Below are 26,734 nucleotides of genomic sequence, written 5' to 3'. Positions count from 1 at the left end.
GGAGACGGACGCGGAGGGCCGCGGGGCGGACGCATCCTGACGGGACCACTCGTCGAGGAGGCATCATGGCGAACGCGCTGCTCGAACGGACGGTGTGGACCGCGCCGGCCTACCTGTGCGCCACCGGCCTGCTGGTCTACGCCGGGCAGAAGGCCTACTACGCCGCCCAGGGCCGGCTCGGCATCCCCGGTGGCGCCTCGGTGCCCACGTCCGCCTACGCGGAGCTGGGCCACGTCGCGGCGCGTCAGTGGACGCTCGCGTCGCTCGGCCTGCTCGGCGCGGCCCTGGCGTTGAGCACGGTGTTCGCTCGTCGCCGGCTGTTGCTGGTGCCGCTCTGGGTGGCGCTGCTCCCGATGCTGGCCGGGGCGCCGTACCTGATCGCGACCGCGGGCCGGGAGACCCTGGGCGGCCTGGCCCGAGGCGTGGCGGTCACGCTGCTGTGGCTGGCGATGACCTGGTCCTACCAGGTCCGATCCCGGCCGCGGCGATGAACCGGCCGGCCGCTCTCGCGCTGGGGTGCACCGCGGCCTACGGTGCGCTCAAGCTGTTCTGGGCGCTCGGCGGCGACTTCGGCCTGCGTCAGGTGCCGCTCCCGCCGGAGGCGATCCGGGACGCGCTGGAGCGCACCCCCGGCGCGGTGCTCGGGCACTGGCTCGGCGTCGCCGCTGCCGGTGTCGGCGTCGCGGCCGCGTGGCTGCTGATGCGCCGCACGCTCCCCCGCCGCGTCGGCGTCGCCCTCGTGGTGCTGGGCGCGGGGATGGTGCTGCGGGCGGTGCTCCAGTCGATCGGCGACGTCCAGCGCCTGCTCGCCGGTGTCTCGACGGCCGCGGCGGCCACGGCCCGCTGGGACCTGTTCCTCTGGTCGCCGTACTTCCTGCTCTGGGGCGTGTGCTGGGTCCTGGCCGCGCGGCGCGGCTACACCGGGCTCCCGCCCGACCGGGCCACCCGGAAGCCGACGTCGTCGAGCGTCAGGTCCGGATGGCTGCGCCGGCGCACCGAGGCACGGCAGCTCCAGTGCTCGTCGAACCAGCCTCCGCCACGCAGCACCCGGTAGCCGCCGTAGACGTCGGGGTCGTAGCGGTCCCAGCACCACTCCCAGACGTTGCCGAGCAGGTCGTGGAACCCCCACGCGTTGGGCGCCCTGGTGCCGACGTCGTGCGATCGTTCGCCGGAGTTGTCGCGGTACCAGGCGATGTCGGCCAGCGGTCCGTAGCGCGGCCCGTCCGTTCCGGCGCGGCAGGCGTACTCCCACTCCGCCTCGGTCGGCAGCCGGTAGCCGTCGGCGTCCCGGTCGCGCTCGACGCCGTCGGCGGTGAGGCGGTACGCCGGGCGGAGCCCCTCGCTCGCCGACGCCCGGTTGCAGAAGCGCACGGCGTCCCACCAGCTGACCGAATCCACCGGACGCCGGGCCGTGTCCCCGCTGACCCGGTGGTACCACGCGTTCGTCACCGGAACGGCCGCGAGCCGGAACGGGAGCACCTCCACGGTCCAGGAGCGCTGGGTGCGCCGGTCGGACAGCGTGACCGCGCCGGCGGGCAGCGCGATCAGCGTGTCCACGCCGCGTCCTCCCGGAGCGCGCGGAGATAGCGCGCGGTGATCAGGCGCTGGTAGAGGTGGCTCACCGGTGCGCCGAGGCGCGCGTACCAGGCGGCCGGACGGACGAAGCCGCTGATCGTGAACGTCACCGACTCGCCGCGCTCGATCAGGAAGCGTTCCTCGCCCTGCTCCGGGTGTCCGCGCAGGGTCCCGTAGGTCAGCCAGGCACGGTCGGGCTCGCGGCCGACCTCGAGCACGCGCACCGGCGCCACCACCTCGATCGGGCCCACCCGCAGGCGCTGCACGAGCACCACACCGGGCGCGACCGTCGGGGCGGAGGCACGCAGCCGGATCCCGGCGCGCGCGTGCATCCGCCCGGACAGCAGGTCACCGACAGCGGTCGGGAAGTGGTCCGGGCCGCCGAGCCGCACCCGGTACGCGAAGTGCCCGTAGCCGGGCGGCCGTTCACCGCGGCCGACCGCGCCGATCTCCGGGTAGTTGAGCTCGTTCATCGGCCAAGCTTGACCCATGACCGTGGAACTGCGTCCCGTCGGTGTGGTCGAGTCGACGCTCAGCGATCCGGCGAGCGCGCCGAAACAGGGCACGGAGGACGGTCCGCCGGCCTGGCTGCGGTTCCGCCCCGAGTTCGCCGACGCGATCCGCGACCTCGACGTCGGCGACGACGTGTTCGTGCTCACCTGGCTCCACCTCGCCGACCGCTCGGCGCTCACCGTCCACCCGCGTGACGACCCGGCGAACCCGCTGACCGGGGTCTTCAGCACCCGCTCGGCGGACCGGCCGAACCCGATCGGCCTGCACCGCGTCCGGGTGGTCGCGATCGACGGGACCCGGGTGCGGGTGGCCGACCTCGAGGCCGTGGACGGCACCCCGGTTCTCGACGTCAAACCGGTGCTGGACGCGACGCGCTGAGCGCCAGCGGACGCTCGTCGGGCAGCCGCGCCGCGGCGGCGGACAGCTCGCCGCGACGCACCAGGTCGTGGATCTCCCGCACCAGCGCGGTGACGTCGGTGATGGCCACGATCCACTCGTCGGCGTACCGACGGGCGGCCTCTCGCCCGAGCCCCAGCTGCAACGACCGGTGTGCGAGCGGACGCAGGTGCAGATCGCGCTCCGGGTCCCACTGCACCCGGGCCGGCGCCCGCTTCAGCGCGCGCTTCCAGGCCGCGGCCGACGGGTGGACACGGGAGTCGTACTGCGCCGAGCAGGCGTGCGTCAGCGCCCACTCGAATCCCGCCCGCGTGATCTCGACCGCCAGCACCGTCTCCTGGTCCGGCTTGGTGGCCCACCCGCAGCGGTACATCATCCAGAGGAACGACGGCTTGATCCACGTCATCCGGTCGCGCTTCCAGGCGTCGGGGAAGCGCCCAGGGATTTACTCTGGACATCCACAGTGGAGAGGGCGGTCCATGGAGCTCGACCAGCCGTCCGCGGCCCGGATGTACGACTACTTCCTCGGCGGTGCGCACAACTTCTCCGTCGACCGGCAGGCGGCCGCGCGCATCCTGACGATCTACCCGCACGCGTCGTCGGCGGCGCAGGCCAACCGGGCGTTCCTGCGCCGGGCGGTCGCCGAACTGCTCGCGCTGGGCGTCCGCCAGTTCATCGACCTGGGCTCCGGCATCCCGACCGCGGGCAACGTGCACGAGGTCGTCGACGCGACCGCGCCGGGCGCGCGCGTCCTCTACGTCGACAACGATCCGGTGGCCGTGGCCTACAGCGAGTCGATCCTGGCCGGCCGCACCGACGTCGGCGTCCTCCAGGCCGACGTACGTGACCCGGCCGCGATCCTCGACGCGCCGCTCACCCGGCGGCTGATCGACCCGGCGCTCCCGGTCGCGGTGCTCGCCGTCGCGGTGCTGCACTTCGTGGCCGACGACGAGGACCCGGCCGGGATACTGGGCCGCTTCCGGGACGCCGCGGCGCCGGGCAGTTACCTGGCGCTCTCGCACGGCACCGTCGACCGGCAGCCGGCGAAGGCGGCGCGCTCGGAGGAGGTCTACCGGAGCACCCGCGATCCGCTCACGTTGCGTACCCGCCCGGAGATCGAGCGGCTGCTGGCCGGTTGGGACCTCGTCGAACCGGGCCTGGTCTGGCTGCCCGAGTGGCGCCCGGACTGGCCGGACGAGCCCGGAACGGACCCGTCGCGCACGGAGATCCTGGGCGCCGTCGGCCGCAAAGCTTAATTTTTTGACGCCGCCCGGTGCAAATGACGGTTCACTTATGCGGATTCCGTACTCACGATGCGTTGATCTGCGGGTGGCGTAGTTCGTAAATCGACCCGGTCCGCCACCCTGCGTCACGCCCGGGCGGGACCGGCGTCCACCGGGGGTCGTCGGCAAACGTGCAACTCGGATTGCACGATTGCGCGCGGGATCTTGTTCGGGAATTGCAGCTGAGAATAATCCCATCCATCTCAGACACCGCCCGTCCGTCTGTTAACTCCTGTCCCGCCTCCGGCGTTTTCCGGGAACTCCACCAAGAGGTCTAGCAATGTCGCCGCTCCTCCCTGGCCAGCGCAGATTCCCCAACCGACGCAGACGGATGGTGGTCGGCGTGGCCACCGCCGTCAGCGCGGCCGTGCTGCTGTCCGCCTGCAACGGATCGATCTCCACCAGCGACCGCAAGGACGCCGCCGCGGGGTACGACAAGAACGCCGACGTCACGCTGACCTGGTGGACCGGGCAGACCCCGGAGGCGCAGAAGACGGCTGACCAGCTGGCCCAGCAGTACCACCAGCTGCACCCCAACGTCACGATCAAGACCTCGCCGGGCGCCGGCACCGCCGACGAGCTGCTGCCGAAGATCACGGCGGGCTACAAGAACGGCAGCTACCCCGACATCTCGTACGCGTACGGCAGCTGGGCGGGTCAGCTGGCCGACGGTGGCCACACCCAGGACCTCACCGACTACGTCGGGCGCCCGGACTTCGGCTGGGAGGACTTCCCCGGCGCCGCGCAGCGCACCGCGACCGTCAACGGCATCGTGATCGGCGTACCGGCGCTCGTCGACAACCTCGCGCTGATCTACAACAAGAAGATCTTCAGCGCCGCCGGGGTGCAGCCGCCGACCGACAACTGGACCTGGGACCAGTTCCGGTCCGCGGCGAAGAAGCTCACCGACCCGGAGAACGGCATCTACGGAACCGCCTACTCGGTGGCCGGCGGCGAGGACACGACGTGGCACCTGTGGCCGCTGCTCTGGCAGCGGGGCGGCGCGATCCTGAGCGGCAAGAAGCCGGTCTTCAACAGCGCCGAGGGTGTCGCCGCGCTGGAGACGCTGCGCGCGATCGCGGTCGACGACAAGTCGATGTACCTGGACCAGACCGACGAGAAGTACAGCGCGCTGTTCCGTCAGGGCAAGGTCGGCATGATCATGTCCGGCCCGTGGGAGCTGCTCGAGCTGGCCCAGACCGACGTCTCCTACGGCGTGGTGCAGCTGCCGGGTTTCAAGGGTGATCACCAGACGGTGTCCGGCCCGGACCTGTGGGCGCTCTTCGACCACGACGACGCCGACCGCGCCGGCGCGTCCCGGGAGTTCGTCAAGTGGTTGACCAGCAAGGACATCGACGCGAAGTGGAACCTCGCGATCGGTAACCTGCCGGTGCGCGACATCGAGCAGTTCACGCCGCAGTTCTTCGCGTACACCCAGGAGTACCCGGGCGGCAAGGAGTTCTTCCAGAACCTCGAGAACGCCAGGCAGTCCCGCCCGACCGTGTCCGGCTACGACGAGATGTCACGCAACGTCGGTGAGGCGATCGCGTCGGTGCTGCTGGGCCGGGCCAAGCCGCAGCAGGCCCTGGACCTGGCGGCGGAGAAGTCCAAGGCACCGCTCAGCGGAGGGTAGCCGGGCGCGGGAGCAGCAGCGGGCTGGCCAGCACGAGCGCGCCCGCCGCGGCGATCGCGACCCGCGGACCGGTGACGTCGGCGAGCACCCCGCCGAGGGCGCTGAGCGCGGCGATCGCGGCGCCGCTGCTGATCGACCAGGCGGCGAGCGTGCGGGCGAGGAGATCGGGCGGCGTCTGCTCGAGCCGGTAGGTGGCCAGCACCGGGGTGAACAGGCTCATGCTGACGACGATCGCGAGCTCGACGACGATGACCGTGACCAGGCCGACGACGCCGGGCCGCACCGCGACCAGGCCGATCAGCCCGATCGCCCGGGACGTGCCGACGACCCGGATCACCCGGGCCCGGCCGAAGCGCGCGACGACGCGGGGCGCCAGCCGTGCGCCGAGCAGCCCGCCGACGCAGGGGACGGCGAACGCGAGGCCGTACTGCCAGGGCGGGAACCCGAGTTCGCCGAGCAGCAGCACGGCCAGCAGCGGCTCGGTGGCCATGATCAGCCCGGCGACGACCAGCTGGTTGACGAAGAGCGGGCGCAGCCCGGGGTGGGTCAGCAGGTGGCGCCAGCCGTCGAGCAGCTCGTCGCGGGTCAGGGGTCGTCGCGGCCGGGCCGGGCGCCGGTCCGGGTGCCGCATCGCGCCGAGGGCCAGCGCCGACGCCAGGTAGCTGACCGCGTCGGCGGCGACGGTGGTGACCGGCCCGAACAGGCCGATCGCGGCGCCGCCCAGCGGGGGTCCGACCGCGATCGACCCCCACGTCGTCGACTCGAACCGGGCGTTGGCCACGAGCAGGTCCTCCGGGCGCACGACCGCGCGCAGGTGCGCCCCGCCGGCAGCGGTGAACACGATCCGGGCCGCGGCGACGACCACCGCGACGACCAGGAGCTGGGCGAAGCCGAGCCACCCCAGCAGGTAGGCGGCCGGCACGCTGAGCAGCGCCCCGAACCGCACCAGGTCGGCCGCGATCATCACCGGGCGCTTCCGGTGGAACTCGATCAGCGGCCCGAGCGGCACCGCGAGCACCGCGCCCACGGCCGGCCCCACCGCGGCCAGCGCCGACACCTGCCCGGGGCTCGCGCGCAGCACCAGGAGGGCGACCAGCCCGAACGCGCCGAACGCCAGCCCGGACCCGTAGGCGCTCACCGCGTACGACGCCCACAACCACCGGAATTCCCGCCCCAGCGAACGCATCCGGCCACCCTGGTCGAACCGGCGGAGGCGGATCAAACAACCGGATCGCCCGCGAGCCACAACGCGGTGTTGTCCGGCTACGGTCGGCGGCGTGGATCTCGACGCCGTGCGCACGTTCGTCGCCGCCGCGGACACCGGTCAGTTCCAGGAGGCGGCCGCGGACCTGTCGATCACCCAGCAGGGGGTGTCCCGGCGCATCGCCGCGCTGGAGCGTGACCTGGAGGTGCGGCTGTTCGCGCGGACCCCGCGCGGTGTGCGTCTCACGGTCGACGGCCAGGCGTTCCTGCCCCACGCCCGCGAGCTGCTCCGGGTGGCCGACCGGGCCGACGCGTCCGTGCGTCCCGGCCGGCGGGCGTTGCGCGTCGACGTGCACAGCCGTCGGATCGCGCCGGCGGTGCGCCTGCAGGAGTTCCACCTCGCGCACCGGCACGTGGGCCTGGAGGTGATCACGCTGAGCGGGGACGTGCACACCGCGGCCGCCGCCGTCGTGGCCGGGACGATCGACGCGACCTTCCACGCCGTGCCCCGCCACGCGCTCGCGCCCGGCCTGAACTCGGTGCGCGTGATCGACGACGCCCACCAGCTGCTGGTCGGCCCCCGGCACCCGCTGGCCGACGCCCGCTCGGTGACCCCGGGACAGCTGGCCGGGCACCGCCTCTGGATGCCGGGCCTGGCCGCGGGCACCGAGTGGTCGGCGTACTACGACGAACTCGCCGACGCGTTCGGGCTCACGATCGACCAGGACGGCCCGGTGTTCGGCTACGAGGCCCAGATCGCCGACATCGCCGGGTCGGCGACGCTGGCCACACTGGTCGGTGAGGGGTCGCGCTACCTCTGGCCGGACCGCTACGACCTGCGCCGGATCCCGGTGGTCGACCCGACGCCGGTCTATCCGATGTCGCTGATCTGGCGCGAGGACAACCGCCACCCCGCCCTGGCCGAGCTGCGCGCGTACTTCGGCGGCCGGCACCGGGCCGGCCCCGACGCGTGGGCGCCGGCCTGGGCCCGGGCGGGTCAGCGTCCGGTGTAGCCGTCCCAGAAGTCCTTCGAACGGCCCTTGTACCCGCGGCCGGAGCGACGGCGCCGCGCCTTGTCACAGCCGTAGTCCCACGTGTTGTCGTAGCGGAATTCGCAGTCGCAGGATGCGTGGCAGCTCATCGTCGTCTCCTTGTCCGAGTCGGTCGGAATGATCGGCGCGTTCAGTGTTCATGGGTCATCGGACGAAAACCGTCCGGGCCCGAACGCAGCGACTGTTCGCCGGACGACACAGCCGGGTGCTCCGGTCTCCGCCACCCGCCAGTGACGGAGACCGCACGCCCTCTTCCAAGTGGCTGCTTCACGGAAGCACATCGATCGGCTCCGCACCGCCCCGGGCACGCGGACTTAAGAACTGCACAGCTAAATGCACCCGTCCGGGGCAGAAAACGCGCGATTGTCCGATCTAGCCTGATTGTCGGAATCAACGACGACGACAAGAGGGTGACCATGACTGGGACAGTTCGACGGACCGCGACAGCCGTCGCCGTGTGCGCGCTCGGCGTCGGCCTGGCGGCGGGTCTGAGCCCGGCCGCTGCGACGGCGGCGACCCCCAGCGGTGCGCAGGCGGTCTCGCTCCAGACGGCCCCGAGCCACGGGAACTGGGACGACGACTGGGACGACTTCCGGCGGTACGACCGCGGCGGCTTCTGGAACGGGGAGTGGCAGTACGGCCGGTTCGAGCGGCGGCACTTCCGGACGATCGGCCGCTACCGCGACTGGCGTGAGTGCCGTGACGCGGCCTGGCGCGGCCAGATCAGTGGCTACTGGAGCAGCTTCAGCTACCGGGAGGTGGGAGGCTTCTGGGTTCTTTACGCCTGACGCGCGACGCGTCTCTCCCTTCTTCGGGCACCCGTGGCCCCGGACGCTTCCTCTCCGCGTCCGGGGCCACGCACCCGCAACTGGACCGCGTCACGAGCGTCATCGGCACCGTCCGTCCCGGCGCGCCGTCGAGCACCGCGCCGACCGCGGCGACGCCGAGCTCCGCGAACGGCGTGGTCACCGCACTCAGCCCGAGATACGCGCCGAGCTCGGTACCGTCGACGCTGATCAGCCCCAGGTCCGTCCCGAGTACCCGCCCGGCCTCGGCGGCCGCCCTGATCACGCCGAGCGCGTGTTCGTCGGTGGTCGCGCAGATCGCCTCGACCGGCCCGGCCAGCAGCCTCGTCGCCGCCCGGTACGCGTCCCCGCGCAGGTCGGTGAACGCGCACTCGACCACCGCGTCCGGCGGCCCGGCCAACCCGGCCAGCGCGCCCCGGGTCCGCCGACCGACCGGATCGTCCCCCTCGGCCGCGCCGAGCACCGCCACCCGCCGGTAACCGTGGCCGCTCAGGTGCGCCGCCGCGCGCCGTCCCGCGTCGAGATCGTCCCCGGCGACGCCCGGCGCGGCCCCGACCGTGCGGTGCACCAGCACGTGCGGCAGCTCCGCGCGGCGCAGCAGTTCCAGTGCGGCGGCCGGGTCGTGCGCCGGCGCCAGCAGCACGGCGTCGACGTGCGCGTCGACCAGGGCCTGGAGCTGTTGTTCCTCGTGCCCGGCGTCGAACTGCGCGCTGCCGACGAGCAGCCGGTGGCCGCGGGCGAAGGCCGCGTCCTCGATCGCGCGGGTCAGCTCGGCGAAGAACGGTTTCGCGAGGTCGGGAACGACGAGCCCGAGCGTGCCGGTGCGGTTGGCGCGCAGCGCGCGGGCGGAGCGGTTGGGCCGGTACCCGAGCGCGTCGATGGCCGCGCGCACGCGGGCGCGCGTCTCGGGCGCCACCGGCCGCGGCCCGTCGTTGAGCACGTAGCTGACCACGGCCGTCGACGTACCGGCGCGGGCGGCGACGTCGCGGATCGTCGGTCCCTTTGACATGGGCGGAGTATGCCAGTCTAATCGTTTAGATGCGCCTCCTGATCGACACCGACACCGCGTCCGACGACGCGGTCGCCCTGGTGCTGGCCGCCCGGCACCCGGGCGCGCGCATCGCCGCGGTCACGACCGTGGCCGGGAACGTACCCCTCGCCCAGGCCACGCGGAACGCCGCGGTGACGCTCTCGCTCGCCGGCGCCGCCGACGTCCCGCTCCACGCCGGCTGCGACCGGCCGCTGCTGCGTGCGCCGCGGACCGCCCAGCACGTGCACGGCGACGACGGGATGAGCGGGGTCGCGCTCCCGGCGCCCGACGTCGCCGCCGGTGACGACCACGCCGTCGACGTGCTGCTGCGGCTGGCCGCACCGGACGTCACGCTGGTCACGCTGGGGCCGCTGACGAACGTGGCCGCCGCCCTGCTGCGCGACCGGTCGCTGCTCGGCCGGTTCCGGCACGTGTACTGCATGGCCGGCGCCGCGGACGCGGTCGGCAACATCACCGCGACCGCGGAGTACAACGTCTGGGCCGACCCGGAGGCGGCCGCGATCGTGTGCGAGGCGGCCACGCCCGGGACCGTCACCTGGATCGGCTGGGACGCCTCCCGGCTCGACGCGGTGATGACCCCGGAGCGGCAGGCCCGGCTGCGTGGGCTGGGCACCCCGCTCGCGGCGTTCGCGGACGGCATCAACGCCGCGGTGGACCGGTGGGCGCTCGCGGTGACCGGGCTGGCCGGCTACGACCTGCCCGATCCGCTGGCGATGGCGGTGGCGCTGCGCCCGGACCTGGTCCGGGACGCGGAGGTGGTGCCGGTGCGCGTCGCGGTCGGCGACGAGGCGCGCGGCCAGCTGCTGGTCGACCGGCGGCGCTCGGCGGCCGACCCGAACCTCACGCTGGTGCGCCGGGTGGACGGGGACGCGTTCTTCGCGTTGCTGCTCGACGCGTGCGGTGGCGCATGAGCGGGCGGTACGAGCTGCACTGCCACCTGGACGGGTCGGTGCGGCTGTCCACACTGGCCGACCTGGCGCCCGGCGTCGACGTCCGGGCCCGCGCGGTCGCGCCGCCCGACGTCGGGAGCCTGCACGGCTTCCTGCCGTTCATCGACGTCGCGCTCGACGTCCTGCAGACGCCGGAGGCCCTGGAGCGGGTGGCGCGTGAGCTGGCCGAGGACTGGCGCGCCGACGGCGTCGTGCACGGGGAGGTGCGGTTCGCGCCCCAGCTGCACACCCGCGCGGGCCTGAGCGTCGACGCGGTGATCGACGCGGTGTCGGCCGGGCTCGCCGCGGTCACCGGGGTGCGCACCGGGCTGCTGCTGTGCTGCCTGCGTCACCAGGATCCGTCGGTGAGCCTGGAGATCGCGGCGACGGCGGTGCGGCGCGACGACGTGGCCGGGCTCGACCTGGCCGGCGACGAGCGGCGGCCGGGCGCCCCGCACCGGGAAGCCTTCGACCTGGCCCACGCGGCCGGGCTGCCGGTGACCGTGCACGCGGGCGAGGCGGCCGGGCCGGACAGCGTGTGGGAGGCGCTCGACGTGCTCGGGGCCCGGCGGATCGGGCACGGCGTGCGGTCGGTCGGGTCCGCGGCGCTGCTCTCCCGGCTGCGACGCGACGCGATCGCGCTCGAGACCTGCCCCCGGTGCAACGTGCTGACCAGGGCGGTGCCGTCGCTCGCCGCGCACCCGGTGGACCAGCTGCTGCGGGCCGGGCTGCGGGTGACGGTGAGCACGGACACCAGGACGACCGCGGACACGTCGCTGGACGCCGAGTTCGCCGCGCTGCGCGAGACGTTCGGGTGGGGGCCGGACGAGGAGCGGCGGGTTCAGGAGAACGCGGCCGCGGCGGTGTTCGCACCCTGAAGCAGCCGCGCCTCGCGGATCAGCGCCGCGCGGGTGGCGGCGGTGGAGCCGGTGAGCGCGCCGATGCGGGCGAGGGCCATCGAGCGCCCGGTCCAGCCGGGGTCGTCCACCTCGACGCACACGATGCCGCCGGGCAGCGCCGGTGCCATCAGCCCGGGAACGGTGGTGACGCCGAGCCCGGCGGCCACGAACCCGAACCGCGCCGACCAGTCACCGAGCTCGGCGACGATCCGCGGGCGCTCGACGGTCGGCCAGGCGCCGAACTGCGGTTCGCCGCGGGCACCCCGGCCGGCGATCCAGCCCTCGTCGGCGAGCTCGGCGACCGGTACGCGACCGGCGCCGGCCAGCCGGTGACGGCGGGCCACCGCCACCAGCAGCGGGCTCGAGGGCAGCGGCTCGACCTCGATGCCGGTCAGGTCGTACCCGGGCAGGCCCTCACCGGACGCGAGGAGCGCCAGGTCCAGCCGGCCGGCCCGGAGCCGCCGGATCTGCACCGACGTGGACGACTCGAGGAAGTCGACCTCGATCGACGGGTGGTCGGCCCGGACCCGGGCGATCGCGCGGGGCACGAGCCACAGCGCGGTGGCCGGGAAACCGCCGAGCGCGACGCGGCCGCCGAGCGGCGCGGGCAGGTCCTCGAGTTCACGCTGGGCGGCGTCGTACTGGTCGAGGATCGTCGCCGCGCGCGTGGCCAGGCGGTTGCCCGCGGCCGTCGGCTCGACCCCGCGCGGCCCGCGATCGAACAACCGGGTACCGGCCGCCGCCTCCAGCGCCGCGATCTGCTTGGACAGCGCCGACTGCGTGAACCCGAGGCGTTCGGACGCCGCGGTGAGCGAACCGGTCTCGATCACCGCACGCAGCGCGCGCAGCAGTTGCGGGTGCACATCCATGCCTCCATGGAATACCTGATCTGAGAATCAGTCGCTACCGGAATGAAGTCGGCCGGCGCAGGCTCGAGTCATGAGCAAAACCTGGTTCATCACCGGCACGTCCTCCGGCTTCGGCCGTCTCTGGGCCGAGGCCGCACTCGAACGCGGCGACCGCGTGGCCGCCACCGCCCGCGACACCGACACGCTCACCGAGCTGGTGTCCCGCTTCCCCGACACCGCGCTGCCGCTGGAACTCGACGTCACCGACCGGGAGGGTGTCTTCGCCGCCGTCGACACCGCGGTGTGGCGTTTCGGGCGCCTCGACGTCGTCGTCAACAACGCCGGTTACGGCCACTTCGGCATGGTCGAGGAACTCACCGAGCGTGAACTGCGCCAGCAGGTCGAGACGAACTTCTTCGGCGCGGTCTGGGTGACCCAGGCCGTCCTGCCCGTGCTGCGCCGCCAGGGCAGCGGCCACATCCTGCAGGTCACCAGCGAGGGCGGCGTCCGTGCCTTCCCCGGCATCGGCGCCTACCACGCGTCCAAGTGGGCCCTGGAAGGTCTCTCCGAGGCGCTGGCTCCCGAGGTCGCCGGGTTCGGCATCCACGTCACCTGCGTCGAGCCGGGGCCGTACGCCACCGACTGGCTCTCCCGCGGATCGCGGCACAGCGCGCAACTGCCGGACTACGCGCAGACCCACGCCGACACCGCGGCCGACTTCGAGGTCGGTGAGGCCGCCGCGACCGCACCGGCGATCCTGGCCCTGGTCGACGCCGCCGAGCCGCCGCGCCGGATCCTCCTCGGGAAGAGCTTCCCGGCGATCGAGGCGATCTACCAGGAGCGCCTGCGGACCTGGCGCGACTGGCAGCCGGTCTCGCTGGCCGCGTTCGGCGGATAACTTCTTCCGCATCGTGGAAGTTCCCGCGACCGGCCCGTGTTCGCCCGCTCACACTGACCCGACCCAGCCGGGCTGACGGTGAGAGGGCTGACGATGACGTCGATCGTGAACAACCAGTGGTACGTGGCCGCCTACGGGCGGGAGATCGGCCGGGACCTGTTCTCCCGGACGATCTGCGGGGAATCGATCCTGTTCTGGCGGACCGAGGCCGGCGCGGTGACCGCGATGTCCGACCGGTGCGTGCACCGGCGCTTCCCGCTCTCGGAGAGCCCGAGCCACCTGCTCGGCGACACCGTGGTCTGCGGCTACCACGGGTTCACCTACGGCGCGGACGGCAAGTGCGTCGCGGTACCCGGCCAGTCCCGGATCCCCCGCACCGCGCGCCTGCGGTCGTACCCCGTCGTCGAGCAGGACTCGTTCGTCTGGGTGTTCATCGGCGACCCGGCGCTCGCCGAGACGACACGCATCCCCCGCGCGCCCTGGCTGGCGCTCGACGGCTGGACCACGGTGTCGGGCATGGAGCCGCTGGCCGCCCGCGCGAGCCTGCTCGTCGACAACCTGCTCGACCTGTCGCACGAGACGTACCTGCACGGCGGGTACATCGGCACGCCCGAAGTCGCCGAGACCCCGATCACCACCGAGGTCGACGAGGACGCCGGCATCGTCTACGTGTCCCGGCGCATGGCCGACGCCGCGTGCCCGCCGTTCTACGCCAAGTCCACCGGCATCACCGGCCGGATCACCCGCTGGCAGGACATCGAGTACACCCCGCCCTGCCTCTACACGCTGCACTCGCGGATCGCGCCGGCCGGTGTCCTGCCCCACGACGACGGCACCGACCCGGACGCGTTCCACGTCGAGGTCGTCTACGCGATCACCCCGGAGACCGAACACTCGACGCACGACTTCTGGGCCGTCGCCCGGGACTTCGCCCTCGACGACCAGGGCGTCTCGGACTTCCTCGCCGAGAACAACCGCACCGTCGTGCTCCAGGACGTCGCCGCGCTCGACGTCCTGGAGCGGGTGATCGCCACCGAACCCGACGGCTACCAGGAGCTGTCGATAAACATCGACACCGGCGGGCTCGCCGCCCGGCGCATGCTGGCCCGGCTCGCCGGTGCCGCTCCGGCGTCGGCGGCGCGATGAGCGACCGCGTCTTCCGGGTGGAGTGGGTGCCCGGTTCGGACCGGCTCGCGGGGCGCTGCCACTGCGGCGCCCGGACCGAGGCCGAGGACCCGGTGGTGCTCTGGGAATGGCTGCTCGCCCACCCCGATCACCCCTCCGGCGGTTCCGGCGCACCACCGCGCCCACCGATGCGTCTCGTCCCCGTCCCGGCCTGACGGCTCCCCCGATCCCAGGAGCATCCCGTGCCCGAGTCCGACCTCCGCCTGCGCGTCGACCGGCGGGTGAGCCTCGCCGACGGCGTGATCGGCCTGGACCTCCGCGGCTCCGGGGAGCTGCCGGCCTGGACACCCGGAGCGCACGTCGACCTGTCGCTGGGACCCGGACTCACCCGCCAGTACTCGCTGTGCGGCGACCCCGGCGACCGGTCGGTCTGGCGCATCGCGGTGCTGCGTGAAACCGACAGCCGCGGCGGCTCGCAGTACGTCCACGACAAGCTCCACGAGGGCACGCTGGTCGACGTCCGCGGGCCGCGCAACCACTTCGCGCTCGAACCGTCCCCGCGTTACGTGTTCGTCGCCGGCGGCATCGGCATCACCCCGATCCGGCCGATGATCGACGCCGCGGAGGCCGCCGGCGCCGACTGGGAACTGCACTACGGCGGACGCAGCCGCGCCTCGATGGCGTTCGCCGACGACCTCACCGGGCCGCGGGTGCACCTCGTCGAAGGGCTCCTCGATCTGGCCGGGATCCTGACCGACCCGCACGCCCTGGTCTACTGCTGCGGGCCCGAACCGCTGCTGGCCGCGGTGGAGGAGCTCGTGCCGTCCGGGGCCCTGCGGGTCGAGCGCTTCGCGCCAAAGCAGCAGGACGAACCCGTCCGGCCCTGGTCGTTCGAGGTCGAGCTCGCGCGGAGCGGGCTGACGCTCACCGTGCCGACCGACCGCTCGATCCTCTCGGTGGTCGAGGCCGCCGGGGTGGACGTGCTGTCCTCGTGCCAGGAGGGGACGTGCGGAACCTGCGAGACCGGGGTGCTTTCCGGCGAAGTCGACCACCGCGACAGCCTTCTGACCGAGGATGAACAGGCCGCCAACGACACGATGTTCATCTGCGTCTCGCGCGCCGCGTGCCCGCGGCTCGTGCTCGATCTCTGACCCGGGAGGTGCCGTGCCTCCTTCCGCCGGATCCCGTTCCGCCGGGCCGCCCGCGGACCGGGTTCCGGTGGCTCGCGCCGAGGCCGGGCTCGCGGTGCGGCGGGCCACCGAGCTGCTCGCCGCGTTCACGCCCGAGCGGCCCGCGATGAGCCTCACCCAGCTCGCGCAGCGCACCGGGTTACCGCTCACGACCGCGCACCGCCTGCTCGGCGTCCTCGTCGACTGCGGCCTGCTCGAACGCGACGAGAACGGCACCTTCCACGTCGGCCTGCGGCTGTGGGAGATCGCGTCGCTGGCGCCGCGCGGGCTCGGGCTGCGCGAGGTGGCGCTGCCGTTCCTCGAGGACCTGTACGCGGTGACGCACGAGAACGTGCAGCTGGCCGTCCGTGACGGTCTCGAGTCGGTGTTCGTGGAGCGGATCGCGGGCCGCGCCGCGGTGCCCGTCCTCACCCGGGTCGGGGGCCGGTTCCCGCTGCACCCCACCGGCATCGGGCGGGTGCTGCTCGCCCACGCGCCCGCCGACGTCCAGGAGAAGGTGCTGGCCGGGCCGCTCCCGGCGTTCACGCCGCTGACCGTGACCGATCCGGCGGCGATCCGGCGCATCCTCGGCGACGTGAAGGCGCACGGCTACGCGATCAACGACCGCCAGGTGACGATGGACTCCCTGTCGGTGGCCGCGCCGGTCCACGGCCCCGGTGGCGACGTCGTCGCGGCGGTGTCGATCGTCGTGCTGGCCGGCACCGCACTGCCGGCCGCGCTGGCTCCGATGGTGCGTGCCGCCGCACGCGGCATCTCCCGCTCCCTCGGCGCCGATCGTCCGTGAGGTGCCGTCGTCGTGTCTGGGCTTGTTATTTTGGGTACCGGCCGCCGAGTGCCGGGCGGGTCCGGCGCGCGAGCATGGCGTCATGTCTCTGGCCTACGTCGACAACGCGATCGCGATGTGGAGCGCGCTGGAACCCTCCGCGCGCACGACCGCCGGCACCTTCGTCGTCGACCGGGCACGGATCAACCGCCGGATCACCCGGGCACCGGCACCGGTCGACGCGCTCGTCGCGGCGGCACCCCGTGGCGTCGCGCTGGTCGTCGAGGACGTGTTCGGCACCGCGGTGACCGAGCCGGTCACCACGCTGCGGATGCCGGTCATGACCCGTCCCCCGGGTCCGATCGCCCCGGCCGCGCCGCCGGGTACCCGGGTCGTCCGCGTCACCGGGACGACCGACCTCGCCGACGCCGAGCGCGTCATCGTCGACGGGTTTCCGCAGCGGGCGTATCTGCCCTGGTCGGCCGGCGAGTTCCTGCCCCCGTCGGTGCTCGGTCTCCCCGGCTGGCACGTGTGGCTGGCGTTCCGGCACGACGTTCCCGCCGCGGCCGCCTACACCTACGACGACGGGCACTCGATCGGCGTCTACTCGCTCGCGACGCTCCCCGGTCACCGCGGCGCCGGCCTGGCCCGCAGCGTGCTGACCGCGGCGCTCGCGGCCGGTGCGGAGCGGGCGTCCACGCTCACGGCCACGGAGGCCGGCGTGCCGCTCTACGAGTCACTCGGCTACCGCACCGAGGCGACCACGACCTGGCACCTGCGGTCCCCGCACTGACCCCCACTTCAACGTATAAGCCATGGGGAGGCTTGCCACAAGCCCCGGGTGGGCGCGCAGAATCGCACGCCGTAAGCGATCAACCTGCGCGAACGGGGACCGGACATGATCGACGTGATCGTCGTCGGCGGCGGACCGACCGGCATGATGCTGGCGAGCGAACTGCGGCTGCACGGTGTCCACACCGTCGTGCTGGAACGGGAACGGGAGCCCAGCAAGGTCGTGCGTTCGCTGGGCCTGCACGTGCGCAGCGTCGAGGTGATGGATCAGCGCGGGCTGCTCGAGCGCTTCCTCGCCGCCGGCACGCGGTACCCGACGACGGGCGGCTCGTTCGCCGGCATCGAGAAGCCGTGGCCCGACCGCATGGACACCGCGCACGGCTACACGCTGGGCCTCCCCCAGCCGGTGACCGACCGGCTGCTCACCGAGCGCGCCGCGGAGCTGGGCGCGGACATCCGGCGCGGCGCCGGGCTCACCGCGCTGAGCCAGGACGACGGGCACGTCACCGCGACGCTCACCGACGGCACCGAGCTGCGTGCCCGCTTCCTCGTCGGCTGCGACGGCGGCCGCAGCACCGTCCGCACGCTGCTCGGGGTGCCGTTCCCGGGCGAGCCGGCCCGGGTGGAGGCCCTGCTCGGTGAGATGGAGGTGACCGCGGACCCGGCCGAGATCACGGCTTCGGTGATCGAGCTGCGCAAGACCGAGAAGCTGTTCGGCCTCGGTCCGATCGGCGACGGCGTGTACCGCGTGCTCGTCCCGGCCGCCAGCGTGGCCGAGGACCGCACGGTCCCGCCGACGCTCGACGACTTCCGGCGGCGGCTGCGTACGGTCGCCGGCACCGACTACGGGGTGCATTCGCCGCGCTGGATGTCGCGTTTCGGCGATGCCACGCGGCTCGCCGACCGGTACCGCGTGGGCCGGGTGCTGCTGGCCGGCGACGCGGCCCACGTGCACCCGCCGGTGGGCGGCCAGGGGCTCAACCTCGGCGTCCAGGACGCGTTCAACCTGGGCTGGAAGCTCGCGGCCACGACCGCCGGCTGGGCGCCCGCGGATCTGCTGGACTCCTACGAGAGCGAACGGCGCCCGGTCGCGGCCGACGTGCTGACCGTGACCCGCGCCCAGATGCAGCTGTTGTCGCCCGATCCGGGTGCGCAGGCCGTGCGTTCGGTGCTGTCGCAGCTGATGGACTTCGAGGAGGTCAACCGGTTCCTGGTCGAGAAGGGCATCGGCATCGGCATCCGCTACGACTTCGGCGACGGCCCGCCGCTGCTCGGACGGCGCCTGCGTGACGTCGGGCTGACGCGTGGCCGGTTGTATTCGCTGTCGCACGCGGGCCGCGGGCTGCTGCTCGACCAGACCGGCCGGCTCTCGGTCGGCGGCTGGGCGGACCGGGTCGATCTGGTCGCCGACGTCAGCGAGGAGGTCGACGCCCCGGCCGTGCTCCTGCGCCCGGACGGCCACGTCGCCTGGCTCGGCGACGATCAGCGCGACCTGGACACCCACCTGTCCCGCTGGTTCGGAGCCACTGCGTAGACGCGCTCGGAGCGGGTTACGCCCCGCCGCCGAAGAACGCCGCGGCTTCTCGTCCCTTCGCCTGGTTGTCCGCGACGTACGGTCGTAGTTCGTGCTCGTAGGCCGTGAACGCGGCCTCGACGTCGTCGCCGCACGTGACCAGTTGACGAGCCAGGGTCCGGGCCCCGATCAGCGCCTGGGAGGTCCCCATCCCGCTGGTGGGCGCGGCGCAATACCCGGCGTCACCCACCAACACGACCCGACCTTCGTGCCAGCGGGGCAGGTGGACCTGGCTGGTGGAGGCGAAGTAGAAGTCGTCGGATCCGGTCATCGCGTCGAGCAGGCGCGGCACCTCCCAGGCGTGGCCGGCGAACGCCGTCCGCACCGCCTGCTCCTGCTCGGCCCGGCCGCGCCGGTCCAGCGCCGGTGACGTCGTGGCGAAGGAGAGGCTGACCGTGAGCCGGTCGGCGACCCCGCTGTCGAACACGAAGACCGCGGTGTCCTTCGTCGGCCGCAGCAGCCCGGTGCGGTCGAGGCCGAGGTAGTTCGGGGTGCTGAACGCGGCTCCGGACATGCCCAGGTGCCGCAGTGCTCGGCTGTCCGGCGGGAAGGCCAGCTCCCGGACCTTCGAGTGCAGACCGTCGGCACCGACCACCAGATCGAACCGCCGGACCGCCGAACACCTCGGGACCCCAGCGTCGACGTTCCGTTCCCGTCTCGTCGACGACGACCGTGCCCCGCATCGCCGTTTCGTGGGCGCGCACCTCGGCCAGGATCCCCAGCTCGGCGAGGACTTCGACGGCGGCGCCGCGGAAGTCCACCGCGTATCCGGTGGTGCGCAGGCGCGGCGCACGTTCGACGACCTGCTCCGGGGGGCACGGCAGTGCCTGATCGAGCGGGGTTGGGCACGCACGACGGTCCGCGACATCGCCGAGGCCGCCGGGGTCAACCACGCCGCCATCGGCTACCACTTCGGAAGCAAGGACGCGCTGCTCACCCAGGCGTTGGTGGAAGCGATGGAGCAGCTCTCCGCGGAACTCGCCGAGCAGTCGCGCACCGACGGCACCGAAGCGCGCTGGCAGGCGCTGATCGACACCTTCACCACCCACCGCCGGCTGTGGGTGGCCCAACTCGAGGCGGCGGTACAGGCCGAACACTCACCGGAGATTCGCCGGCACCTCGCCGAGGGCCAACGGGAGGGACGGGAAGGCCTCGGCGGGTCGGTACCGCTCGCCCTGGTGACCGGCCTCATGCTCCAGTGGCTCGTCGACCCGGCTCACGCACCCGACGCGGCCGAGGCCCTCGCCGGGGTGCGGACACTCGCCGCGGACCTCGTCACCGGTGACCGATCGGAAGTCATCGGACGCTGAAGATCGGCCACTCCGACGCGTTGGTGAAGTTGCCGACGCGCCGGACGCTGGCCGTCGTCGACAGGCACAGCTTCTTGAACTCCGCCGCGCTGACCTCCGGGTTCGGGTTGTAGTTGCAGGTGCCGGTCACCTTGAGATCGTCCGCGGCCACGACCATCGTCGTGAATTCGCCGCCCTGACCGTTGCCGGACTTCTCGGTCTTGATCCGGGCGGGCCGGTCCTCGTACACCGAGTCGGCGTCGCCGATGCCGGCGCCGAGCGGGTTGGTGTTGATGCTGATGAAGCCCGACCCCGGCCCCCCGAACGCCGCGGTGGCCGACGGCTGGCGGCCCGTACCGCTCAGGTCCACGGTGGCCTGGAACTCGCTCAGCAGCGCCCCCGCCGGCGCCCGGACGGTGAACGGCAGCCGGGCGTGGCCGGTGAGGTTGACCCGCAGGGCCGTGGCGATCTTCGCGGCGAGTTCGCCCGGGTTCGGATAGCCGACCACCACCACCGACGCCGGGGCACCCGGCGCCCAGTTCCAGGTCAGCTGCCAGCCGAACCCGGGGTCCCACTGGTTCAACGTCGACGGGTGGCCGTGGATGCTGGGACCGGGCGTCGTCTTGACGATCCGGTTGCCGATGACGCGGTTCAGCCGGGCGTCACGGGCCCCCACCGTGATGTACACGGCCCGCGACGAACGCTTCTGGGTGCCGTAGTAGCCCAGCGCGGTGAAGCGCACCTGGGCACCGTTCTCGGTCAGGTCGTCCGGTAGGCCGCTGACCACCAACTCGCTGCGGAGCAGGTCGAACCGGGTGGGCGCGGCGCCGGGCAGCGGAAGGTTCGGTTGGGGCTTCTCGGCCGGAAGCTTCTGGATCGGCAGCTTCGCCGGCCCGGCCGGTGGTGCGGCCCGCTCGGCGCCGGGGCCGAGCGTCAGCACGCTCACCGCGAGCGTCACGACGACGGCGACCGCGGCCGCGGCGGCGAGCACCCACCGGGTGCGCTGGTGCTCCCGCGCTGCGGCCAGGGCGATGATCCGGTCGACGTCGACCGCGGCCGGCGGTGGGGCTTCGGCCACCACCCTGGTCAGCAGCGCCCGAGTCCGGGACTCGTCCATGGTCAACTCCTCGTCCGGGTCGTGGGGACGTCGTCGGGTTCGACTTCGGGCAGCGCGCGGCGGAGCGCGGCGAGGCCCTTGGCGGTCTGGCTCTTCACCGTTCCGGCCGAGCACCCGAGCGTCTCGCCGGTCTCTTCGACCGAGAGGTCGGAGTAGTACCGCAGGGCGATCACCGCCCGTTGACGCGGCGGCAACTCGGCCAACGCCCGACGGACCGCGACGATCGACGCGGCATCGGGGTCCGAGATGCCCGGCTCGTCACGGAAGCCGTCGACGAGCACCACCCGGCGCGCCCAGTTGGTCCGGCGCTCGCTGAGGAACGTCCGCACCAGCGTCGTCCGCGCGTACGCGTGCAGATGGGACGCGGCGCTGGCCCGGTCCCACTTGGTGTACAGCTTCACCAGCGCTTCCTGAACCAGGTCGTCGGCGTGGTGCCGGTCCTGGCACAGGAGGTACGCCAAGCGTTGCAGCGCGGGTAAGCGCTCCTCCACGTACTCCCGAAAGGCCTCGTCCGGCCGGTCGCTCACCACATGCCCTCCGGCTGCCGTCACGGTCTCCCTCCTTAGAGGGATGCCACCCGACGCGCGTTGCCCGCGACACCGAGAAACCTTCCCGGCGCGGCCCGCCCGGCCTCCGGCGCGCGAGCCCAGGGCATCGCGGATCTTTGATCGTTCGGCCAGCGGCTCCTGTGGACAGATGGCCGATGCCCACCGGGTACGGCGCGCTTACTCTTTGTGCCTCTGTGGGGACAGAACCTGGTGGGGGGCACATGGCTAAGGTCAGGCGTTTCAATCCACCGCCGAACTGGCCGCCGGCACCCGAGGGCTGGATGCCTCCGGAAGGATGGTCTCCCGATCCGGCCTGGGGCCCGCCGCCGGTCGGGTGGCAGTTCTGGATAGACGTGGCCCTCCATCCACCGACGCCGGCGCCACCGCCGGCTTCCGTGGCGCAGCAGATCGAGCCGGAGAAAGTCTCGATGTTCGGCGCGAAGGCCCGGGTCCGCGAGCTGTCCGAGGAGGTCGCGAGACTTCAGGGCCAGCTGAGGGCGCTCGGTGCGCTGGACGTCGTCCAGCTGCAGCGACTTCGCGCGGACCTCCAGGCCGAGGTCGCCGCCCAGCGCGAGCAACTCGGCCGTGATCGCGCCGCGCACGAAGCCCTGCTCGCCGAGCAGACACGAGTTGCCCGAGCCGGCACGGAGCAGGCGCTCGCCGCGGCGCGGGCCGAGACGCATCGCTTGGAGGGCGCGCTCACGGCGTTGCGACAACAAGTCGTCGTGACCGAGGAAACCCAGCTCCTGCAAGAAGTCGGCGTCTATACGTACCAGCATCCGCTGTCGGACGCCGCGGCGTATCAGGCGCAACTGGGCCGGCTGCGTGATCAGACCAAGGCGATGGCTCGTCGGGACGGCGGAGCCATCCAAGCCACGACCGACTGGACCGTCAACGGGTCGGCGGCCGAAGGCCGGGCGATGGTGCGCGACTTCAGCAAGCTCATGCTGCGGGCGTACAACGCCGAAGCGGACAATCTCGTTCGAAGCCTCAAGCCCTACAAGGTGCACAGCTCCGTGGACCGGCTGGACAAGGTCGCCAAGACCATCGAGCGCCTGGGCAAGACCATGAACATCCGGGTCGCCGTCGCCTACCACCGGCTGCGGATCGAGGAGCTGACGCTGACCGCGGACTACCTGGAGAAAGTAGCCGCCGAGAAGGAGCGTGAACGAGAGGAGAAGGTCCGGCTCCGCGAGGAACGCAAAGCCCAGCTGGAGCTGGACCGGGAGCGCGAGCGGCTGGACAAGGAACGTCAGCACTACGCCAACGCGCTGGCCGCCGTCGAGGCCAAGGGCGACGCCGAGGCGGTCGAACGACTCAGAGCACACCTTGCCGACGTCGATCGGGCCCTGGTCGACGTCGACTACCGCGCCGCCAACATCCGCGCGGGCTACGTGTACGTCATCTCCAACATCGGCGCGTTCGGGCCGGAGATGGTCAAGATCGGGATGACCCGCCGGCTCGAACCCCGGGACCGCGTCCGCGAACTGTCCGACGCGTCCGTGCCGTTCAACTTCGACGTGCACGCGCTCGTGTTCTCCCAGGACGCAGTGGGCCTGGAGACCGCACTACACACCCGCTTCGCCGATCGACGAGTCAATCGCGTCAACGCCCGTCGTGAGTTCTTCCGTGTGGGGCCCGTCGAAGTCCGGGAACTCATGCTCGAGCTGACCGGCGACGTCCTCGAGTTCACGGAGGAACCGGAGGCCCTGGAGTACCGGCAAAGCCGCACCGAGGCTCCGGTACCGGAGGGCGCGACCAGCTGAGACGGCGCTGGGGGACAGCGTCACTCGGCGGCGAGCAGGCCGGCGATCGGGCGGCGGCTTCCCCACCAGGCCGGCAGGAGCGTCGCGACGAGCATCAGGACGAGTTCGCCGGCCGCGGTCACCGCCACGGCGACGAAACCGGCGCCGGGTGCCGCGCCGGCCGCCCACCAGCCGGCGACCGTCACCACACCGACCGCCACCGTGCCCACCAGCGCGGCCGTGACCACGTAGAGGACGGCCTCCCACGCGGCGGCGGCCACCACGACCTCGGCCGTGCCTCCGCTCGCCTGCACCAGCGCCGCCTCGCGGTCGCGGGCCCCCGACGCCATGACCACGGTGACCGCGGCCCCCAGCACCGACAACAGCAGCGGCCCGCCGATCAGCAGCACCACCGCGGCGACCCCCACCGCCCCGGACCCGGCGACGCCGTTCGCCGCGTACAGGCTGCCGGCCAGCGCGACGGCCACCACCAGCGGACTCATCGTCGCCGAGCTGCGCCCGACGCGGTGCAGCGCACCGGCGCGGGCCAGGAACCAGGACGACGAGACGGTCGCCGGGACGACGCTGGTCCACGCCCGCATCACGGCCGGGTAGAGCACCGGCCCGACGCACACCGACAGGCTCGCGACCAGCAGGCCGGTGAACAGCAGCGGCGGCTCGAGACCGGACACCGGGCGGCCGCCCAGGCTCCGGACGATCACCAGCGCCAGCACCGCGAGCACCGCCGCCGCGACCCAGCGCAGGACACCCATGCGTGTCGTCGGCCCGTCGGGGTCACGCAGCACGGCCAACCCGCTCACCCGCGCCGCCCGACGCGCACTGCCGCCGCCGGCGAACAGCACCACCACCGCCACGAACACCACCACGCTGACGTAACTCAGCGGGCCGAACACGACCTCCACCGAGCCGAGCCCGTCGGTGTCGGACACGATGCGTGCGAACAGCGGCCGGACCAGCGGCAGCGCGAGCAGCGTGCCGGCCACCGCACCGAGCAGCGCCACCACGACCAGCTGCGCCGACACCACGAGCCGCACCGCGGCCGGGCCGATGCCGGTCAGCTGCCAGAGCGCGTAGTCGCGCTGCTGGAGCACGACGGTCAGGTTGGCCGCCGCGCTCAGCACCACGACCGCGGCGACCGTCGTCGTGACCACCATCAGCCCGCCGATCGCGTACAGCGCGAGGCCGGCGTTCCCGCCGGCGTGCACGGCGGTCTCGATCGCGGTCGCGGCGACGTCGAGCACCGCCGCGGTGGCCGCCGCGACCACCGTCACCCCGAGCCAGATCCGCGCCTTCTGCCGGAGCTCACTCACCACGAGCCGCAGCATCAGACGGCCTCGCTCGCCGCGCCGACCGCGGCGAGCACCTCGGCCGGGGTGGGGTGGTGGAGTTCGGCGTGCAGGCGTCCGTCACGCAGCACCAGCACGCGGTCGCCGCGGGCGGCGGCCTCCAGGTCGTGCGTCACCATGACGACCGACCGGTCACCGGTCGCGGCCTCGCGGAGCAGCCGGAGCACCGCGTCGCCCTTCGCGGTGTCGAGCGCGCCGGTCGGTTCGTCGGCGAACACCAGGTCGGGCCGCGTCGCCAGCACCCGCGCGACGGCCACCCGTTGCTGCTGGCCGCCGGAGAGCTGCGCGGGCTTGTAGCGGGCCCGGTCGCTCAACCCGACCCGCTCGATCGCCGCGGCGACCTCGTCGGCGCCGATCGGACGGCGGGCCAGCCGGGCCGGGAGCGCGACGTTGTCCCAGACCGTGAGCGAGGTGATGAGGTTGTAGGACTGGAACACGAAGCCGACGTGGTCGCGCCGGAACGCGGCGAGCCGGCGTCGGCCGAGCCCGGCGAGCGGGGTGCCGAGGATCGACACCGTTCCCGACGTGACCGCCTCGAGGCCGGCCAGGCAGTACAGCAGCGTCGACTTGCCCGAGCCGCTCGGCCCGACGATCGAGACGAGCTCGCCCGGTTCGACGTGCAGTGAGATCCCGCGCAGGACGGCCTCCGTGCCGCCGAAGCTCTTCGTGACCTCGTGCGCCTCGAGAACGCTCATCAGTCGGTCAGCAGCAGCGTGTAGACGCTCCGGATCAGCCCGTCGCGCACCAGCGCCACGTCCACGCCGCGGACGACCGGCGGCTGCCCGGCCGGACCGAAGTTCCAGGTCAGGTACCCCAGGTCGTGGTTGACGTAGGTCTTTCCGGCCGGGGTGAACACGAAGTCCGGCGCACCGTCGAGAATGCCCTGCGCCTTGGCGTCGAGAGCGTCGTGCCCGACGACGAGTTCGTCGGGGTCGGAGAACTGCACGTCGGGCGCGTAGGTCCGGCGGATCGCCGCGCGGCGCCGGTCACCGTCGCGCTCGTTGAACACCTCCAGGAGGTTGGCGTTCATGAGTTCCTCGATCGTCGCCACGGGCGGCACCTTTCGCTAGTTTCAAGCAGTGGAGGGACGTCTCAATTCGCTGGAGCTGCGGGCCTGGCGCGGTCTGATCGAGACCACCGCGCTGTTGCGGCACCGCTCCGACCGGCTGCTGATCGAGGATTCCGGCCTGTCCGGCAGCGACTACCCGATCCTGGTGACGCTGCACGAGCGCGGCGACGAGCCGGTGCGGTCGGTCGAGCTGGCCGGGCTGATCGGCTGGGAGCAGAGCCGGCTCTCGCACCAGCTGGCGCGGATGGAGCGTCGCGGCCTGATCCGGCGGCAGCCCCACCGCGCCGACAGCCGCGGTTCAGAGGTGCATCTGACCACCGAGGGACGGGCGGTTTTCCTGGCGGCCGCGCAGGCGCACTCGCGTGCCGTCCGGACCCTCTTCGCCGACGTGCTGGACGACCACCAGCTGGCGGCGCTCGCCGACGCGATGGAGACCCTGCGCCGGCACCTCGAGAACTAGTCCCACGGGTCGGAAACTTACATGACGCGTCATGCAAGTCAAGAGCCGAGCATCCCGCGGGCCAGCCGGGCCAGCGCCTCGGCGATCTGGGCCCGGTCCTGGCCGCGTTGCCGCTGGTGCTGGTAGAGCTCCGGAGCGAGCGGCGCCAGCAGCACGTCGACGAGCGCGTCGGGCTCCGGCGTGCCCGCCGCGACGAGGAGCGAGCGCACGTGCGCGCTCCAGAACCCGTAGGCGCCGGTGCGGAAGCGCGCGGCTCCGGTCTCGCCGCCGAGCGCCAGCGGCAGGTGCTCGTCGAGCAGGTCCACCATGGCGGCGTAGAACGCGGTGAGCCGCTCGGCCGGTGACGCGCCCGGACCCAGCGGCGCCTCACCCCGGATGAGTCGCTCCTGGAGCGCCCGTTCGTGCTCGTCGAGCAGGGCGAGCGCCACTTCGGCGGGGTCGCGGTAGCGGCGGTAGAGCGTCGCCCGGCCGACCCCGGCGGCGCGGGCGAGGTCGTCCATCGTGACCGCTCGGGGGTCTTTCTCGCGGAACAGGCTCCGGGCCGCGTCGAGGACGCGGGCCCGGTTGCGGGCCGCGTCAGCACGCTCCATGCCCGCCACTCTAGCGACCC

At 73.0% G+C, this 26,734-nt stretch carries 31 protein-coding genes and 2 pseudogenes; 19 read left to right on the top strand and 14 right to left on the bottom strand.

The genetic code is table 11. The features are described from left to right. Window positions 1-65 precede the first annotated feature (65 nt). Window positions 66-491 carry a hypothetical protein gene (locus tag ABD437_RS17345; RefSeq protein WP_344649878.1) on the top strand — a complete coding sequence of 142 codons (426 nt, stop codon included), beginning with the start codon at window positions 66-68 and terminating at the stop codon, window positions 489-491. Then, a pseudogene (locus ABD437_RS17340) lies at window positions 488-880 on the top strand (DUF3995 domain-containing protein); the annotation flags it as partial. The gene ABD437_RS17345 and the pseudogene ABD437_RS17340, both read left to right, overlap by 4 nt. A 35-nt stretch (window positions 881-915) precedes the next feature. Here ABD437_RS17340 and ABD437_RS17335 read toward each other — a convergent pair. Continuing rightward, on the bottom strand, window positions 916-1,548 hold the full coding sequence (locus ABD437_RS17335; protein WP_425558180.1) for a formylglycine-generating enzyme family protein: 633 nt from the start codon (window positions 1,546-1,548) through the stop codon (window positions 916-918). After that, window positions 1,545-2,048 (bottom strand): DUF1990 domain-containing protein, encoded by a 504-nt coding sequence (locus ABD437_RS17330; protein ID WP_344649876.1) that lies wholly within the window; start codon window positions 2,046-2,048, stop codon window positions 1,545-1,547. The genes ABD437_RS17335 and ABD437_RS17330 overlap by 4 nt, the downstream gene beginning before the upstream one ends. A gap of 16 nt (window positions 2,049-2,064) precedes the next feature. Here ABD437_RS17330 and tsaA point away from each other — a divergent pair, with 16 nt between their 5' ends. Beyond that, entirely contained in the window at window positions 2,065-2,466 is a 402-nt protein-coding gene (tsaA, locus tag ABD437_RS17325; RefSeq protein ID WP_344649875.1) for a tRNA (N6-threonylcarbamoyladenosine(37)-N6)-methyltransferase TrmO, read from the top strand. Here tsaA and ABD437_RS17320 read toward each other — a convergent pair. Then, window positions 2,438-2,923 (bottom strand): annotated as a pseudogene (locus ABD437_RS17320) (DUF4291 domain-containing protein); the annotation flags it as partial. The gene tsaA and the pseudogene ABD437_RS17320 overlap by 29 nt on opposite strands. A gap of 4 nt (window positions 2,924-2,927) precedes the next feature. On the opposite strand from ABD437_RS17320, the gene ABD437_RS17315 reads away from it, so the two are divergent. Together ABD437_RS17315 and ABD437_RS17310 are read left to right on the top strand one after the other, a co-directional pair. Then, on the top strand, window positions 2,928-3,740 hold the full coding sequence (locus ABD437_RS17315) for an SAM-dependent methyltransferase (protein ID WP_425558179.1): 813 nt from the start codon (window positions 2,928-2,930) through the stop codon (window positions 3,738-3,740). A gap of 370 nt (window positions 3,741-4,110) precedes the next feature. Next, the gene (locus ABD437_RS17310; protein WP_344649873.1) at window positions 4,111-5,400 is read left to right on the top strand and encodes an ABC transporter substrate-binding protein; all 1,290 of its coding nucleotides are present in this window, start codon (window positions 4,111-4,113) and stop codon (window positions 5,398-5,400) included. Here the strand turns inward: ABD437_RS17310 and ABD437_RS17305 are convergent. Beyond that, window positions 5,387-6,586 (bottom strand): MFS transporter, encoded by a 1,200-nt coding sequence (locus ABD437_RS17305; protein WP_344649872.1) that lies wholly within the window; start codon window positions 6,584-6,586, stop codon window positions 5,387-5,389. The two genes, ABD437_RS17310 and ABD437_RS17305, sit on opposite strands and share 14 nt — an antisense overlap. 91 nt (window positions 6,587-6,677) lie before the next feature. Between ABD437_RS17305 and ABD437_RS17300 the strand changes: the two genes are divergently transcribed. Further along, window positions 6,678-7,616 (top strand): LysR family transcriptional regulator, encoded by a 939-nt coding sequence (locus ABD437_RS17300; RefSeq protein WP_344649871.1) that lies wholly within the window; start codon window positions 6,678-6,680, stop codon window positions 7,614-7,616. Here the strand turns inward: ABD437_RS17300 and ABD437_RS17295 are convergent. After that, window positions 7,601-7,744: a hypothetical protein gene (locus ABD437_RS17295; RefSeq protein WP_344649870.1), complete on the bottom strand. Its 144-nt coding sequence runs from the start codon at window positions 7,742-7,744 to the stop codon at window positions 7,601-7,603. The genes ABD437_RS17300 and ABD437_RS17295 overlap by 16 nt on opposite strands. Window positions 7,745-8,071: 327 nt before the next feature. Here ABD437_RS17295 and ABD437_RS17290 point away from each other — a divergent pair, with 327 nt between their 5' ends. After that, entirely contained in the window at window positions 8,072-8,443 is a 372-nt protein-coding gene (locus ABD437_RS17290) for a hypothetical protein (protein WP_344649869.1), read from the top strand. Here the strand turns inward: ABD437_RS17290 and ABD437_RS17285 are convergent. Next, window positions 8,400-9,470, bottom strand: coding sequence for a LacI family DNA-binding transcriptional regulator (locus tag ABD437_RS17285; protein ID WP_344649868.1), 1,071 nt, complete (start codon window positions 9,468-9,470; stop codon window positions 8,400-8,402). The two genes, ABD437_RS17290 and ABD437_RS17285, sit on opposite strands and share 44 nt — an antisense overlap. Before the next feature lie 29 nt (window positions 9,471-9,499). Between ABD437_RS17285 and ABD437_RS17280 the strand changes: the two genes are divergently transcribed. Beyond that, window positions 9,500-10,423, top strand: a complete 924-nt coding sequence (locus ABD437_RS17280; protein WP_344649867.1) for a nucleoside hydrolase — start codon at window positions 9,500-9,502, stop codon at window positions 10,421-10,423. Beyond that, complete coding sequence (add, locus tag ABD437_RS17275) at window positions 10,420-11,319, top strand: adenosine deaminase (RefSeq protein WP_344649866.1); 900 nt, start codon at window positions 10,420-10,422, stop codon at window positions 11,317-11,319. The genes ABD437_RS17280 and add overlap by 4 nt, the downstream gene beginning before the upstream one ends. Here the strand turns inward: add and ABD437_RS17270 are convergent. Then, window positions 11,283-12,209, bottom strand: coding sequence for a LysR family transcriptional regulator (locus ABD437_RS17270; RefSeq protein WP_344649865.1), 927 nt, complete (start codon window positions 12,207-12,209; stop codon window positions 11,283-11,285). The two genes, add and ABD437_RS17270, sit on opposite strands and share 37 nt — an antisense overlap. 70 nt (window positions 12,210-12,279) lie before the next feature. Between ABD437_RS17270 and ABD437_RS17265 the strand changes: the two genes are divergently transcribed. The 7 genes from ABD437_RS17265 (at window position 12,280) to rox (ending at window position 18,490) form a co-directional block, all read left to right on the top strand. Further along, complete coding sequence (locus ABD437_RS17265; protein WP_344649864.1) at window positions 12,280-13,086, top strand: SDR family NAD(P)-dependent oxidoreductase; 807 nt, start codon at window positions 12,280-12,282, stop codon at window positions 13,084-13,086. Between the two features lie 93 nt (window positions 13,087-13,179). Next, on the top strand, window positions 13,180-14,232 hold the full coding sequence (locus tag ABD437_RS17260; protein WP_344649863.1) for a Rieske 2Fe-2S domain-containing protein: 1,053 nt from the start codon (window positions 13,180-13,182) through the stop codon (window positions 14,230-14,232). Continuing rightward, window positions 14,229-14,426 carry a hypothetical protein gene (locus tag ABD437_RS17255; protein ID WP_344649862.1) on the top strand — a complete coding sequence of 66 codons (198 nt, stop codon included), beginning with the start codon at window positions 14,229-14,231 and terminating at the stop codon, window positions 14,424-14,426. Before ABD437_RS17260 ends, ABD437_RS17255 begins: the two co-directional genes overlap by 4 nt. A 27-nt stretch (window positions 14,427-14,453) precedes the next feature. Next, entirely contained in the window at window positions 14,454-15,362 is a 909-nt protein-coding gene (locus tag ABD437_RS17250; protein ID WP_344649861.1) for a PDR/VanB family oxidoreductase, read from the top strand. Window positions 15,363-15,429: 67 nt separating this feature from the next. Next, on the top strand, window positions 15,430-16,185 hold the full coding sequence (locus ABD437_RS17245; RefSeq protein ID WP_344649860.1) for an IclR family transcriptional regulator: 756 nt from the start codon (window positions 15,430-15,432) through the stop codon (window positions 16,183-16,185). A gap of 82 nt (window positions 16,186-16,267) precedes the next feature. Beyond that, complete coding sequence (locus tag ABD437_RS17240) at window positions 16,268-16,957, top strand: GNAT family N-acetyltransferase (protein WP_344649859.1); 690 nt, start codon at window positions 16,268-16,270, stop codon at window positions 16,955-16,957. A 105-nt stretch (window positions 16,958-17,062) separates the two neighbouring features. Next, on the top strand, window positions 17,063-18,490 hold the full coding sequence (gene rox / locus ABD437_RS17235) for a rifampin monooxygenase (RefSeq protein ID WP_344649858.1): 1,428 nt from the start codon (window positions 17,063-17,065) through the stop codon (window positions 18,488-18,490). 16 nt (window positions 18,491-18,506) lie between these two features. Here the strand turns inward: rox and ABD437_RS17230 are convergent, their stop codons facing one another. Further along, a complete protein-coding gene (locus ABD437_RS17230) occupies window positions 18,507-19,124 on the bottom strand; it encodes an FAD-dependent monooxygenase (RefSeq protein WP_344649857.1) in 618 nt (205 codons plus the stop codon). Between the two features lie 208 nt (window positions 19,125-19,332). Between ABD437_RS17230 and ABD437_RS17225 the strand changes: the two genes are divergently transcribed. Further along, window positions 19,333-19,839 carry a TetR/AcrR family transcriptional regulator gene (locus ABD437_RS17225; RefSeq protein ID WP_344650164.1) on the top strand — a complete coding sequence of 169 codons (507 nt, stop codon included), beginning with the start codon at window positions 19,333-19,335 and terminating at the stop codon, window positions 19,837-19,839. Here ABD437_RS17225 and ABD437_RS17220 read toward each other — a convergent pair. Next, complete coding sequence (locus tag ABD437_RS17220) at window positions 19,826-20,935, bottom strand: hypothetical protein (RefSeq protein ID WP_344649856.1); 1,110 nt, start codon at window positions 20,933-20,935, stop codon at window positions 19,826-19,828. The two genes, ABD437_RS17225 and ABD437_RS17220, sit on opposite strands and share 14 nt — an antisense overlap. A 2-nt stretch (window positions 20,936-20,937) precedes the next feature. Further along, window positions 20,938-21,486 (bottom strand): SigE family RNA polymerase sigma factor, encoded by a 549-nt coding sequence (locus ABD437_RS17215; RefSeq protein WP_344649855.1) that lies wholly within the window; start codon window positions 21,484-21,486, stop codon window positions 20,938-20,940. A gap of 152 nt (window positions 21,487-21,638) precedes the next feature. On the opposite strand from ABD437_RS17215, the gene ABD437_RS17210 reads away from it, so the two are divergent. After that, window positions 21,639-23,249 (top strand): SNIPE associated domain-containing protein, encoded by a 1,611-nt coding sequence (locus ABD437_RS17210; protein ID WP_344649854.1) that lies wholly within the window; start codon window positions 21,639-21,641, stop codon window positions 23,247-23,249. Window positions 23,250-23,269: 20 nt separating this feature from the next. On the opposite strand, the gene ABD437_RS17205 is transcribed toward ABD437_RS17210, so the two are convergent. Genes ABD437_RS17205 through ABD437_RS17195 form a run of 3 tightly spaced genes read right to left on the bottom strand, consistent with a single transcriptional unit; the run spans window position 23,270 to window position 25,646 of the window. Continuing rightward, window positions 23,270-24,574, bottom strand: coding sequence for a hypothetical protein (locus ABD437_RS17205; RefSeq protein ID WP_344649853.1), 1,305 nt, complete (start codon window positions 24,572-24,574; stop codon window positions 23,270-23,272). Then, on the bottom strand, window positions 24,574-25,290 hold the full coding sequence (locus ABD437_RS17200) for an ABC transporter ATP-binding protein (protein WP_425558171.1): 717 nt from the start codon (window positions 25,288-25,290) through the stop codon (window positions 24,574-24,576). The genes ABD437_RS17205 and ABD437_RS17200 overlap by 1 nt, the downstream gene beginning before the upstream one ends. Continuing rightward, the gene (locus ABD437_RS17195; RefSeq protein WP_344649852.1) at window positions 25,290-25,646 is read right to left on the bottom strand and encodes a nuclear transport factor 2 family protein; all 357 of its coding nucleotides are present in this window, start codon (window positions 25,644-25,646) and stop codon (window positions 25,290-25,292) included. Before ABD437_RS17195 ends, ABD437_RS17200 begins: the two co-directional genes overlap by 1 nt. Window positions 25,647-25,674: 28 nt before the next feature. Between ABD437_RS17195 and ABD437_RS17190 the strand changes: the two genes are divergently transcribed. Then, complete coding sequence (locus ABD437_RS17190) at window positions 25,675-26,124, top strand: MarR family winged helix-turn-helix transcriptional regulator (RefSeq protein ID WP_344649851.1); 450 nt, start codon at window positions 25,675-25,677, stop codon at window positions 26,122-26,124. Window positions 26,125-26,162: 38 nt separating this feature from the next. On the opposite strand, the gene ABD437_RS17185 is transcribed toward ABD437_RS17190, so the two are convergent. Then, entirely contained in the window at window positions 26,163-26,714 is a 552-nt protein-coding gene (locus ABD437_RS17185; protein ID WP_344649850.1) for a TetR/AcrR family transcriptional regulator, read from the bottom strand. Between the last annotated feature and the right edge of the window lie 20 nt (window positions 26,715-26,734).

Source organism: Cryptosporangium japonicum (genome assembly GCF_039524755.1).
Lineage (GTDB): Bacteria > Actinomycetota > Actinomycetes > Mycobacteriales > Cryptosporangiaceae > Cryptosporangium > Cryptosporangium japonicum.
Note: the sequence above shows the minus strand (reverse complement) of the source record. Positions and strands in the feature narration are given on the sequence as shown.